Source organism: Shewanella sp. MBTL60-007 (genome assembly GCF_019654915.1).
Lineage (GTDB): Bacteria > Pseudomonadota > Gammaproteobacteria > Enterobacterales > Shewanellaceae > Shewanella.
Map to the genome: position 1 here is coordinate 1 of NZ_BPET01000009.1, position 13,487 is coordinate 13,487.

Here is a 13,487-nt window from a genome sequence, read left to right on the forward strand (position 1 = left end):
CTCCCTTGTGTTACCGCTCGACTTGCATGTGTTAGGCCTGCCGCCAGCGTTCAATCTGAGCCATGATCAAACTCTTCAATTAAAGTTTTGATGGTCCGAAGACCTGCTCAATGAATTATACTGTTTTTCATCAACCTTAAGGCTAATGAAGTTTACATATTGCTATGGTCACTCAGTGGTTCATCGAGAAAATTTTGATTACATCTAAGATGTAATTTCGATTAACTCAACACCTGTGAGTGTCCACACAGATTTGCTTGTCATATTGTTAAAGAGCGTTGCCTGCTTGGCGTTCTTACGAACCGCTTCAAGTGGCTAGGGCTGCGTATTCTACACTTCCCGTTGTTGGCGTCAAGCGTTTATTTTAAGAAGTTTTTCAAGCGATGATTCTTTATACACTCTCGTATTAACAACCATCAAATGAAGCTCTTAAACCGCTTGTCACCAGATTCAAATCTCTTTCGATTTTTGAATCCAACCTCTATTCTTTTTCACAAAGAGAAAAGAAGTACTGATTGCGCTGCAAGTTCCGTTCTATCTAGCGTTTACGACTATTTCTAATCTTAAGCGTTAGTCTAGTTAGCCTGCTGTGCCGTGTCAGTGGATGCGCATTATAGGGAGATTTAAGACGAGCGCAAGGGGCTTTTTCAATAAAATCTAAATAACTTAACTAAACGAACATTAATGAGCCACTATGCGGTTTAATCCAGCAAAAGCACTTAGTTCAAGATAGATAAGAGCCTAGCTCTGCTCCTATCTAAGGGAGGCTTGGCAGTTTCTGGCCGCCAGTTAAGAAGCAACTCCATTACCTTGGGGCTTTTCCAAAATCTATTGCCACCTCTTATATAGTGCTACTTTTTGTATAGTCGAATGTCATATTGGCATTCTAAAGTATTCACGCTAGCATGAAGCATAAGATCTCCCCACTTTATTAGTGATGATTCATTTTAACTATGGATAGCAAAATGACTAAAACAATAAAAATAGGTAGCACGAACGTTTCGATACCAAATTGCGCAAATGCATTGGTTAGCGCATTTCTGGCTATTGCACTCTCATCCTCACCTGTCCTAGCTAATGTTATCTACACCTGGGTCGATGACAAAGGTGTTACCCACTATAGTCAACAGCCGCCTGAAAATACTCAAGAACAAAGCAATCCAGATAAACTCTATAGTGAAGATATCGAGCCCAAGCAGATAGGCACAGTAGCGCCATCCGCATCGGTAGCAGATAAGGCTCCAACAGATTTAGAAAAGAAAGCTGCAGCCATTACCCAGAACGACAAAAAACAAGCGGAAGGGATCTGTAAGAATGCTCAACATAGCCTTAATGTGCTTACAACTCACAGTAAATTAAATAAGAAAGATGCAGAGTCAGGTAAGGTTGTTGCGATGACGGAAGAGCAAAGACAAGCAGCAATCGCCGAGCATAAGCAGAAGATTAAACTCTTTTGCGTGAAATAGAGTTCATTAACGCCTCATCGGCTCTTGAATTTTACCGAAGAAAACAGACTCGATTGAGTCTGTTTTCTTATCGAGTCACGCTACTTATTCGCTTGTAAGTTATACATAGAGCGAGGCACTCCATCTTCACACGCTTTAAGGCCTGCATCCCAACCTGAGTCGAAGCGGTCAATTCCATCAAGTGCAGTATCTTTCTTTATCGAGTCATATAATTCGGTTTTTTGCTGTTTCATCACATAGGCATTCTTGCAGCCGCGGTAATAACCATAATGATAGAGACTCTCATATTCCTTATTACCTTCGCCAATATATGGCGCGGACGTCTGCTCTTTCTCATAATTAGAACTTGTACAGCCAATCACGCTTAAGGAAGCTAATGCGATAAGGGCTAATTGTTTTTTCATGATGCTCTGCTCCGTGTCCATATAAAGTGTCAAAATACATTATTCAACGCTATCGTTGAGTATTGTCCATTACTCAAATATTACCAACTCAACTAAATAACCAAACGGTAAAAGTTAACTATTGAAAGCAAATAGGTTTAGGTTAATTAATCGCCACCCACCCCGAATATACATTATCAACGATGTGTTATGGTTAATTTTTTCAGACAAAAAAGGCTTCAACCTAGGTTGAAGCCTTCCATTAAACAGCTAATGCTTAGGTTCTAACTTATTGCACAAAGACCAAGGCATCATCAGCAACCGAAACCTTAATATCCTTACCAGGTAAGAGTTCACCGCTGAGGATCTGCTGTGCCAATGGGTTTTCAACCTCTTGCTGCAAGGCTCTCTTAAGCGGTCTTGCACCATAGATAGGATCAAATCCCGCTCGTGCAATCAGTGATAGTGCCTCATCAGTCATTTCTAGTCCGTAGTCTTTCTCGGCAAGACGCTTCTTAAGGCCTTCAATCTGAATCGCGGCAATATGGGCGATGTTTTGCTCATCCAATGGGTGGAACACAACAGCCTCATCAATACGGTTCAAGAACTCTGGCCTGAAGTTTTGCGTCACTACCTGCATGACATCTGACTTCATCTCATCATAGGACTGAGTACCGAAACCAAGCTGAATAAGATCGGAACCTAAATTCGAGGTCATGATCACAACGGTGTTTCTAAAATCTACCGTACGCCCCTGACCATCGGTAAGGCGACCATCATCTAATACCTGTAGCAAGATATTAAATACATCTGGGTGTGCCTTCTCAACCTCATCAAGCAAAATCACCGAATAGGGCTTACGTCGCACGGCTTCAGTTAAGTAACCGCCCTCTTCATAGCCCACATATCCTGGAGGGGCACCGACTAGACGCGATACCGAATGCTTCTCCATAAATTCAGACATGTCGATTCGCACTAATGCCGACTCGGTATCGAATAGGAACTTAGCCAGCGACTTACACAGCTCAGTCTTACCCACACCAGTCGGGCCTAAGAACAGGAACGAACCAATTGGGCGATTAGGATCGGCTAAACCTGCGCGACTACGACGAATAGCATTGGAAACCGAATCAACCGCTTCATTTTGGCCAATCACCCTCTCATGCAACGCATCTTCCATCTTAAGCAATTTGTCGCGCTCACCTTCAAGCATCTTAGACACAGGAATACCTGTGGCCTTAGATAGCACTTCGGCAATCTCAACATCGGTGACCTTATTACGCAATAGCGTCATATCTTGCATCTCAGCTTGCGAAGCTAGATCCAGCTGCTTTTCTAGCTCTGGAATACGGCCATACTGCAACTCTGACATACGAGTTAAGTCACCTGCACGCTTAGCCACCTCCATATCCATTCTAGCTTGCTCAAGATCGGCCTTAATATGTTGAGTTCCCGCTAATGCCGCTTTTTCGGTATGCCAAATCTCGTTTAGCTCTGCCGCTTTTGCTTCGATATCTTTCAGCTCACTGCGCAACACTTCTAAACGGCGTAAACTCGCTTCATCTTCCTCTTTGCTTACCGCCTGCTCTTCCAGTTTTAACTGAATAGCACGACGCTCTAATCTGTCTAAAGATTCTGGCTTAGAGTCAATCTGAATACGGATACTCGATGCCGCCTCATCAATCAGGTCGATCGCCTTATCAGGCAATTTACGATCTGAAATATAACGGTGCGACATACTCGCCGCCGCCACGATAGCAGGATCGGTAATCTCAACGTGATGGTGTAACTCATAACGCTCTTTAAGACCACGCAAAATGGCGATAGTGTCTTCAACACTTGGCTCGTCAACCAAGACTTTCTGGAAACGACGCTCAAGAGCCGCATCTTTCTCGATGTACTGACGATACTCATCCAGTGTTGTGGCACCTACGCAGTGTAAATCACCACGTGCCAGAGCAGGTTTAAGCATATTACCTGCATCCATCGCCCCATCGGACTTACCCGCACCGACCATGGTATGCAGCTCGTCAATAAAGAGGATCACTTGTCCCTCTTCTTGAGAAAGCTCATTGAGCACCGCCTTTAAACGTTCCTCAAATTCACCACGATATTTAGCACCAGCCACTAACGCGCCCATGTCTAATGACAAAACACGTTTATTCTTAATACCTTCAGGAACCTCATTGTTAATGATCCGCTGAGCGAGTCCTTCAACAATCGCCGTTTTACCCACACCAGGTTCACCAATCAGCACGGGGTTATTCTTACTACGACGCTGCAGCACTTGGATAGTACGGCGAATTTCATCGTCACGACCAATAACCGGGTCTAACTTACCCTGCTCCGCTCGTTCGGTGAGATCGACAGTGAACTTCTTCAGCGCTTGGCGTTGATCTTCAGCATTAGGATCATCAACGTTTTGGCCATTGCGGATCTGTTCAATGGTCGACTCCATTAACTCTTTTGTCGCACCAGACTGCTTCAGCGCTTGCGCTAAAGGATCATTGCCTTCGAGTGCCGCTAATACAAACAGTTCGCTAGAGATAAATTTGTCTTTACGCTTCTGCGCTAGCTTGTCGCATAAATTAAGTAGGCGAATTAATGCTTGAGATAGCTGCACATCACCGCCCGTCCCTTCGACTTGCGGTCTTTGCTCTAAATCTTGACTCAATAAAGAGCGCAAGGTACTCACTTGGATCCCCGCTTGAGTCAGTAGAGGGTGAATTGAACCACCATCTTGATTTAGCAGTGCCATCATCAGGTGTGACGGTTCGATAAATTGATGATCTCGGCCTAGTGCCAATGACTGAGCATCCGAGATAGCAATCTGGAATTTATTGGTCATACGATCGAGTCGCATAAATCCTCCGATAACTCATTAAAATTAGTCAATAAAAGGCAATGAACATTGCATATCTGCTTCGAGAAACCGAATTGGACGGCACTAATAACGCCACTTATTGAACGATATCAATCCATTCGCACTTCTATTCACATAAGAAAAGGTGACTCTGCTATAAGCGCAGAATCTTTGTTACTTAAAAGATGGGGGCTATTTGAACAAAATCAAGTCAACACCGACTAATAATGTTAGCGATTGAGCCAAATAAACGATGCCATACGGCCAGTAACGCCATCGCGGCGATAGGAAAAGAAGTTGCTTTCATCAGAAACGGTGCAGCGTTGATCTTTAAAAACACGATTAACCCCTAACAAAGCCAATCTAAATTCTGCAAGGCCTTGAATATCTGCTAGGAACTTAACCTGACCATTAGCATCAGTATGTGGCGTAAAAAATCTCGCGACTTGTGGATGCTTGGCCTCAAACTGGGCCTTAACCTCAGCGCCTACTTCGAATTTGCCTGGCCCAATCGCAGGCCCTAAATAAGCCACTAATTCAGTTGGCTGATGAGCAAACTTATCGATAGCCGCTTCAATAATGCCATCGCATAATCCGCGCCAGCCGGCATGTACAGCTGCGACTTCGGTACCATTTTCATCGCACAATAATACTGGCAAGCAATCGGCCGTCATTACCACACACACTTGATCAGAACGGCGGGTATAACTGCCATCCGCATGGTGAACACGGGAGTTATCCGCATCGATGACATCGATACTGTGAATTTGTTCAAGCCAAGCAGGGGTTGCAGGAAGAGAGAGTTGCTGCTCAATAAGCTGACGGTTAGCTAATACCTTTTGCGGGTCATCGCCAACATGCAGCCCGAGATTAAGGCTAGCAAAAGGTGGCAAGCTGCAGCCACCTTCTCGAGTAGAAAAAGCCAGGTTTACCCCAGATGGGATAAACCATGATGAATTTTCTATTTTCGTCATCATTAGTAGTTTGACGGATTTTCTTCAGTGTCTTTACGCAGCGCTTTAGTCAGCTTCACCATATCCTCAGGGATTGGCGCTTGCCAGCTCATGATTTCGCAGGTAAATGGGTGTGCTAGCTCAAGCCTTACCGCGTGCAGTGCTTGACGCTTAAAGCCCATGTAAGTCTCGAAGAAATCCGGCGCAGCACCTTTTGGTGGACGTGGGCGTCCCGCATAAACAGGGTCACCAACCAATACATGACCAATGTGTGCCATATGTACACGAATTTGGTGAGTACGGCCCGACTCTAGACGCAGTCTTAGACGTGTATGCGCTCTAAACTTTTCCGCTACGCGGTAGTGAGTCATCGCAGGCTTACCATTATGGACTACCGCCATATGCGTACGCTTAGTCGGGTGACGGTCGATTGGCTCATCGACTGTACCACCAGCAATAATAGTACCAGTGACAATAGCTTCATATTCACGGGTAATATCACGCGCCTGTAGCGCTGCCACTAAGTGGGTTTGCGCTTCAACGGTTTTAGCCACCACCATCAAACCAGTGGTGTCTTTATCTAATCGATGCACAATACCAGCACGTGGCACTAACTCAATACCTGGGCAATGATGCAACAATGCATTCATCAAGGTACCGCTTTGGTTACCCGCACCAGGATGAACCACTAAACCCGCTTGCTTGTTGATCACCAAAATATGGTCATCTTCATAGACGATATCTAGATCAATCGCTTCGGCTTCAGCTTTAGTTTCTTCTTCCAGTGTGGCGTTTACGGTTACATCCTGACCTTCTAGCACCTTAGTTCTAGGCTTGTCAGAAACCTCGCCATCAATAAAGACTGAACCTGATAAAATCCACTCTTTAATACGTGTGCGCGAGTAATCCGGGAACAATTCGGCCAGAGTCTGGTCTAATCTTTGCCCGGTTTGTGTTGCTGTGATCTCGCTTTTTAGATTAATCTCTTGTGTCATATGAACCGTACCCACTTTTCTGGGTCCAAAAATGTTTACTATCTGTTACAATCGGATTGTTTCTATTTTATCGTGAAATGGAAAAATTCTTAACAATAACTTTAAAAGAATCGAATTCAAGTATGCATAAAATTGCCAAAAGTGTCGCTGTAGTCCTTATCACACTTGCAGCTACGGCCTGTAGTAGTAAACAGGGCGAAGACCCTGCGATGACAAAGAGCTCTCCAGAAGTGCTCTATTCTCAAGCAAGAACCTCTATGGAACTAGGTAATTACAGCAAAGCTGTCCGCTCTCTAGAAGCCTTGGACTCGCGCTTTCCTTTTGGTCCGCACAAGACTCAGGTTCAACTTGATCTTATTTATGCCTATTACAAACTTGACGATCCAGCGTCAGGTATTGCGAATATCGATCGCTTTATTCGCTTAAACCCAACTCATAAAGATATTGATTATGTTTATTACATGCGCGGCCTAGTTAATATGCAGTCTGATCGATACCTGTTTCACGATATGCTAAATATCGATCGTTCTGACCGTGATCCAAAGGCTGCGCAAGATGCATTCAAAGATTTCGATAGACTAATTAAGTCTTATCCAAACAGTAAGTATGCAGCAGATGCACAAAAACGCATGCAGCACCTAAAAAATAGATTGGCACTTTACTCGATCAAGGTAGCTGAATACTACATAAAAATGAATGCATGGAGCGCTGCAGCAATCCGCGCCCAGTCAGTTTTGGAGACCTACCCTGGTACACCATCAACTGAAAAAGCATTAGAGATCATGTCTACTGCCTATGGGGAACTTGGCCAAGAAAAGCTTAAAGATCATGTACTCATGGTGATGAAAGCCAACTATCCTGATAATAAATTAGTGGCTAAATAATCCGTTAGCTCTGCATATTTGACGATAAATAAAGGCCTCTTTCAGAGGCCTTTATTTTTTGCTCAATTTTCAACACTCTCTAAACTAATTAGCCCTAGTTAAGGTTTTTCACTATAGCTGCAGACTAAAATTAATACCCAGACTGCTTCCTCGCGAACAACTTACCAGTTAGATTAACCCCTTCTCTATCAGTGACACTTATCGGCTTACTGCTTAGGTATGACCCAGCGCCGATAAAGTACGGGTAACATCAACACATCAAAGCCCCAAGCAAATACCACGACTAAGCATGAGAGTAGGCTCAGCTGAGCAATAGGCGTAAATGCAGACAATAAACCAACGGAAAACCCCAGTGCAATGGTCAGTGTGGTAAAGCTAATGACCGGCAACACCGTGTGTAGGCTCTGCCACATAGACGTCACAGTTAATGCTTTGCTATCGGGCAGCTTTAACATCAAATGCAGCGTATCATCGACGATAATTCCTAGCATCATGCCAAGAACCACCGCCGTCCCCAAACTAATAAAGCCGCCATTGAGCTGCCAAAGTGCAAACACCCATAGTAGCGGCAGGAAGTTAAGTAATAGCCCCATCAAACCAAACAAAGCTGAACGCTTAAGTAAAATCAATAGAATCGCCAAAGCCATTAATGCCACTGCAAATGACAGCAGCATATTATTGGCATTATCGACACTTAGATGAGCGAACATTAAATTACTGGCAACTGGGGGGCTTACCTTAACAACACCGGAATGCTCTAAGAGCCAGATATCGACCCTCTGTTCAAAGCTAATCAACTCCATAGCCGTCATTGGCTGCAAGTATAAGGTCACCAGACTCGACTGCTTATCTGCCGACAGCTCACTGGAGAGCCCAAGCTCTTCCGCCGAGTTATTCGTCAAGATCTGTTTAAACTGATTCTGTCCAATCCCCGCACTTTTAATCCAGTCGCCGATGTGCTGTACCTTTATAACTTCAGGTTGGCGTTTTAAGAAACGACTGAATTTATAGATGAAACTGATCTCGGTCTTAGCAAGCTGCTCATCACTCGCTGAAGTCACCACATAATGCTGCAGGTTGATGCCACTGAAGTATTGAGTCATTTTCTGACTAGAGAGGACAAAAGGGTTTGTGGGTTCAAAGTAACTTAATGGATCGTCATTTAGGGTCAACTTTGACACACTGACCAGCGCCAGAGCACTTATCAAAACGATTCCCGTCATCACTGCTAAAGGCCGCTTGGCATTGAGCTTCGCAACATGAATGACAGCCGAAAAGTCTAGGCCCTTACTCGATGAGACTTTGGAATAACGAGCAAAAAAGATAAGACTAGTGAGAGTCAGCAGGTAATTGCATAGCACCGCAAAGCCCACCAGCAAACCAAAACTTTGGATCGGAGGAGATGGACTGAGCATCAATAGGCTAAAGCCAAATATCGTGGTGACGCTAGAGTAAAACAGAGGCCCCTGATTAATCTTTACCGTATGTCTTAGTGCCTGCTCATTTGTTTGACCACGATTAATCTCAGTTCGCCATCCAAAATACAGGTGAGATGCATAAGCAAAACCTAGGGTAACAATTATCACAGGCACAAAGGCGGTAATTGCCGCAAGTGTCAATTTTAGCCAAGCCGCTACCCCAGCGGTTAAGACTAAGGTGATAATATTATTAAGACTCAGCGCAAAGACCCATAACCTCTGCCGAATAAACAGCAACGCCATTAAAAAGATAATGCCTAATAACGCGGGAGCAAACCAAGTTAAGTCATGAATTAACACCTTGCCATATTGCCAATTAAGCGCATGAGTACCATTTAAATAACTCGTAACGCCTAAAGGTTTCCAATACGCTCGAGTCTCGCTATCCACCGTTTGCAATACATCATTTAACCATAAACTCTGAGTGCTAAAATCTTGTGCTCTATGGGAGCTGAGCTGTAACTGCAGCAATAGCGCCCTACCATCTTGAGACAGTACCGTGGCTAATCTTGGGTGAGTTTTATAGGTCAAAAGCTTATCTTGGTTGGCGCGACCTTCAACAAACTGGTTGTAACCTTGAATACTTGCAATATCTTGGTTGGCGTTAAGCTGACCGAGAAAAGTCACTAATTGCGCCTGTGATCCCTTATCTCGCCAATCCAAATCTGTTTCTAGCAATAGCCAGAGTTGGTCATGACGCTCAAATTTATCCATCATACGATTGAATGCTGCAAATCGTGGATCCGATGGCGCAAAATAATCATTGAAGTCCATATCCAGACTGAGTCGAGGGAGGCCCATCACACTCAACAGCAACATGGCCGTGATCAGCAAAAACAACATTATGGGATGCCTTTGAATACGCCAAATGCTCCTAAGCAGATAATCCAACCACTTACTCCTTCAATATGCGGCGAATGAATCTGAGCCTCGAACCAAGCCCCTCGCGATATTCGACGCAAGGCTCCAAGATTAAGTTATTGATTTACTATTATTGCTTACTTCTATAGCTAAATGTCTAATTATTCAACGGACAAGCAAAAAAACTCACTTATTTGCAGAAATGGGTTGACTCAAAACCGTAAAAGCCTTTTAATAGCGCCCGTTGCCCGAATAGCTCAGTCGGTAGAGCAGAGGATTGAAAATCCTCGTGTCCCTGGTTCGATTCCGGGTTCGGGCACCAATATTCAGTTTAGGTGTTGCAACAGCTAAACCAGTGACAAGGCAAATTAAGACCTTAAGTCACTATACTAAACCTCGCACTGCGAGGTTTTTTTATGCCTGAAATTTAATGCCAATCAATACGCTCACTAGCAAACTAAAAAGCCCCGAGAAAACTCGAGGCCTAAAGCCTGGTTTTTTGAGCTAGACCTTAAACTTACTCACCGCATCTTGCAGATACTCGGCACGCTCACGGACCTCTTCGGTCGCGCTGGAGTTCTGAGTCGCAACCTCTGCAGTCTCCTGAGCGATATCACGGATCACCACCACATTTTGATTCACCTCAGCGGCCACCATACTCTGCTCTTCAATGGCAGCAGCTATTTGCGTGCTCATATCCATAATATTGGTCACGTCACCGTTGATCTGCTCCAGCAGTGTACCAGCCGATGCTGCTTGTTCAGCACTTTCGTTACCCTGCTCACGACTAGATTGCATCAACTTAACGATTGAGTGAGTACGAGACTGTAGTGTCTGAATGATCGCAGCAATTTCTTCTGTCGATTCTTGAGTTCGCATTGCCAAACTCCGTACCTCATCGGCAACAACGGCGAAACCTCTCCCCTGTTCCCCTGCTCGAGCCGCTTCAATCGCTGCATTTAATGCCAATAAATTTGTCTGCTCGGCAATACCACGGATCACATCGAGTACACTGCCTATAGTTTCACTATCTTGTTCAAGATCGGCCACTACGGCTGCAGACTCATTGATCTGCTGGGCCAGCAACTCAATTTTATCAATTGTCTGCTGCACACCAACTTGCCCGGTCTGAGCATTTTCGTGGGTCATATTGGCTTTATTGGCTGCAAGTTCAGTGTTCTTGGCAATCTCATCGATGGTTGCTCCCATCTCTGTGATCGCCGTTGCCACCATGTCAGTTTCATTTAGCTGATTTTCCGCGCCCTGTGAGGCCCGTGCCACATTGCCAGAAAGCTCTTGGCAAGATTGGTTCATGGTCTCAACCGACTGCGTCACCTGGTGGATAAGCTGCTGGAAACTTTCTACCATGCTGTTGAAGTGCTTGGCGATCTGACCAAGCTCATCGTCGCTGCTGGCATCACAACGCATCGAAAGATCTTTGTTTTCCTCAATATGCGTAATCACATCGGTTATACGTTTAACCGGTTCAATGATGCTACGAATAATCATCAAGGTCGTTATCGCCAGCGCGAAAGCAATTAAGACGGCAAGCGCAAGGCCAAAAATAAATGCCGAACTCTCTTTATCGCTAATCGCCTCTATGGCTAAAGACTCAAGCTGCTTGAGTGCACTATCGGTATTAGCAACCGCTTGGCGCAATAGGCCTCGCTCACCTTCAGAAATCGTGAGGCCAAGTTGCTTCTCCTTCTGTACTAAGGCTTTAAAGTCAGCGTTATATTGTTGGATATTATTCAATACCTGCAGCTTAGCTTGTCCATCTAGCTGAGACATATTCGTTATATCGATAAACTTCTCAAGATTATTATCAAATTTAGCCACATAGCGTTCGCTACGTCTCAGCATAAAGTCTTTCTCGGCACGTCTGAGCTGCAGCATCTGAGCCATCAGTTGTGGTTCATCATATTGCTCAACCAAACTTTCAACTTGATGCACCGCGCTTCGTAAAGTGCCATATAAACCGGTTTTAGGCGTGAGACCTATCTGCTTATTTAGACTAACCACATTGCTGAAAGCAGATTCATAACGGCCGAGTTCTTGGCTGAACTGGCTTAAGCTTGCTGTTGGAATAGAGTATTTATCGAATACTTCCGTTAACTTGGCGACTCTTTCCTGAGCCTCTCGATTGTCAGAGATATGCTGCTCGACATACTTAAGATCCTTTCTTGCCAGAAAATCCTTTTCATCTTTACGTAGCATTAAAATCTCATTTTTAAGCCCCGAGATATCTTGCGATGCTTGTGCTAATTCCGTTTGCACTTGACTAAAATAAACTTGAAGACCAAACATAGCGCCTAACGCCGTAATCGACACTCCAGCACTTAACAGTAACTTGTAACGTATTAGCATTTTACATCTCTATTTATTATCAACTTGCCTCCCTTAGCTAACGCAAGCAGCGTTTGACCAAGGCTGTCACTTAGCTTATCGGCCGATTATATAGTAGATTTAGCTACAAAAAAGGCCAAAAACAGCAAACTATAACTAACATTCTAATTATTAAGTTGAAATATAGTTCAACAACTAAAAGCCCATTGACTCAAACAAAACCTGTAAATAGTATAAAATATACTTAAATGGAGGTTTTCATGTTAGTCATCAATGCAGAGTCAGTTCATCAATCACTTAATTTTCCCGATCTAATCAATGCCCTAGATGAGACATTCTCTCGTCCCGCAGGCATGCCACAGCGTCAAGTCTTCGGTCTTGATGACTCAGGTGAGCACCATGATGCATTTGCGGTATTACCCTCTTGGAATGACAAGGCGATAGCCGTAAAAGCCTTTACTTACTTCCCTGGCAACCCGAAAAAAGACCCAGCACTTGCTAGCTTATATTCCAAAATTTTAATCTTTAGCCGTGAAACTGGTGAGCCACAAGCGCTGGTCGATGGCACCAGCGTCACCTTTTGGCGCACAGCGGCCATCTCGGCATTAGGCAGCAGATATCTCTCCCGAGAGGACTCAAGCAAACTGCTGGTTTGCGGCACAGGTAACTTAGCCTCCTTTATGGCACTTGCTCATGCTAGCGTGCGCCCAATCACTCAAATCAGTGTTTGGGGACGCAGTGATGAAAAGGCGCGTAAGACGATAGAACTTATCCGCAATAAACGCCCAGATATCGAAGTCATGCTATGCACAGATCTTGAGCAGAGCGTACGTGAGGCCGATATCATTAGCTGCGCAACAGGAAGCCCGACTCCGCTGTTTGATGGTGATTGGGTACAACCGGGCACCCATACCGACTTTGTGGGTAACCATAACCATGACAGACGTGAGTTCGACACCAAGTTGATCTGCAAGTCTTCGGTATTTGTCGATTCAAAAATCAACGTGTTTGCGGAAGCGGGCGAACTGCTCCTGCCAATTGAAGAGGGGGCCTTCTCTCTCGATCAAGTTAAGGGGGAGTTGGGCCAGCTTTGTACCGCACAAATTAAAGGTCGTACTAGCAATGATGAAATCACCATCTTCAAGACTGTCGGTACAGCATTGGCCGATCTTGTCGGCGCCCAACTGGTCTTCTCTAAGCTAAAGTAACAGCGGTTTAGCCTTAAAGAAGAGGAGCCAATGAGGCTCCTCTTTCTTAT

9 protein-coding genes, 1 tRNA gene and 1 rRNA gene are annotated in these 13,487 nt (G+C 44.6%); 4 read left to right on the forward strand and 7 right to left on the reverse strand.

Annotated elements, in window-relative coordinates; translation table 11 throughout:
- Nucleotides 1–82, reverse strand: a 16S ribosomal RNA gene (locus tag K5Q92_RS04550); the annotation flags it as partial.
- An 883-nt stretch (nt 83–965) separates the two neighbouring features.
- Here K5Q92_RS04550 and K5Q92_RS04555 point away from each other — a divergent pair.
- Entirely contained in the window at nt 966–1,466 is a 501-nt protein-coding gene (locus tag K5Q92_RS04555; RefSeq protein WP_259649492.1) for a DUF4124 domain-containing protein, read from the forward strand.
- A gap of 80 nt (nt 1,467–1,546) precedes the next feature.
- Here the strand turns inward: K5Q92_RS04555 and K5Q92_RS04560 are convergent, their stop codons facing one another.
- The 4 genes from K5Q92_RS04560 to rluD form a co-directional block, all read right to left on the reverse strand.
- Nucleotides 1,547–1,870 (reverse strand): hypothetical protein, encoded by a 324-nt coding sequence (locus K5Q92_RS04560; RefSeq protein ID WP_259649493.1) that lies wholly within the window; start codon nt 1,868–1,870, stop codon nt 1,547–1,549.
- A gap of 268 nt (nt 1,871–2,138) precedes the next feature.
- A complete protein-coding gene (gene clpB / locus K5Q92_RS04565; protein WP_220767875.1) occupies nt 2,139–4,712 on the reverse strand; it encodes an ATP-dependent chaperone ClpB in 2,574 nt (857 codons plus the stop codon).
- A 230-nt stretch (nt 4,713–4,942) separates the two neighbouring features.
- Nucleotides 4,943–5,689, reverse strand: coding sequence for a peptidoglycan editing factor PgeF (pgeF, locus tag K5Q92_RS04570; RefSeq protein ID WP_220767876.1), 747 nt, complete (start codon nt 5,687–5,689; stop codon nt 4,943–4,945).
- The gene (gene rluD, locus K5Q92_RS04575; protein WP_220767877.1) at nt 5,689–6,660 is read right to left on the reverse strand and encodes a 23S rRNA pseudouridine(1911/1915/1917) synthase RluD; all 972 of its coding nucleotides are present in this window, start codon (nt 6,658–6,660) and stop codon (nt 5,689–5,691) included. The genes pgeF and rluD overlap by 1 nt, the downstream gene beginning before the upstream one ends.
- 122 nt (nt 6,661–6,782) lie before the next feature.
- On the opposite strand from rluD, the gene K5Q92_RS04580 reads away from it, so the two are divergent.
- Complete coding sequence (locus K5Q92_RS04580; protein WP_202722506.1) at nt 6,783–7,544, forward strand: outer membrane protein assembly factor BamD; 762 nt, start codon at nt 6,783–6,785, stop codon at nt 7,542–7,544.
- 206 nt (nt 7,545–7,750) lie between these two features.
- Here the strand turns inward: K5Q92_RS04580 and K5Q92_RS04585 are convergent, their stop codons facing one another.
- On the reverse strand, nt 7,751–9,865 hold the full coding sequence (locus K5Q92_RS04585) for an RND family transporter (protein WP_259649494.1): 2,115 nt from the start codon (nt 9,863–9,865) through the stop codon (nt 7,751–7,753).
- A gap of 264 nt (nt 9,866–10,129) precedes the next feature.
- On the opposite strand from K5Q92_RS04585, the gene K5Q92_RS04590 reads away from it, so the two are divergent.
- Nucleotides 10,130–10,205, forward strand: a tRNA-Phe gene (locus K5Q92_RS04590).
- Between the two features lie 182 nt (nt 10,206–10,387).
- Here the strand turns inward: K5Q92_RS04590 and K5Q92_RS04595 are convergent.
- Nucleotides 10,388–12,250, reverse strand: coding sequence for a methyl-accepting chemotaxis protein (locus tag K5Q92_RS04595; RefSeq protein ID WP_220767878.1), 1,863 nt, complete (start codon nt 12,248–12,250; stop codon nt 10,388–10,390).
- Nucleotides 12,251–12,489: 239 nt separating this feature from the next.
- Between K5Q92_RS04595 and K5Q92_RS04600 the strand changes: the two genes are divergently transcribed.
- Complete coding sequence (locus K5Q92_RS04600) at nt 12,490–13,437, forward strand: ornithine cyclodeaminase family protein (RefSeq protein ID WP_220767879.1); 948 nt, start codon at nt 12,490–12,492, stop codon at nt 13,435–13,437.
- Nucleotides 13,438–13,487: the final 50 nt, after the last annotated feature.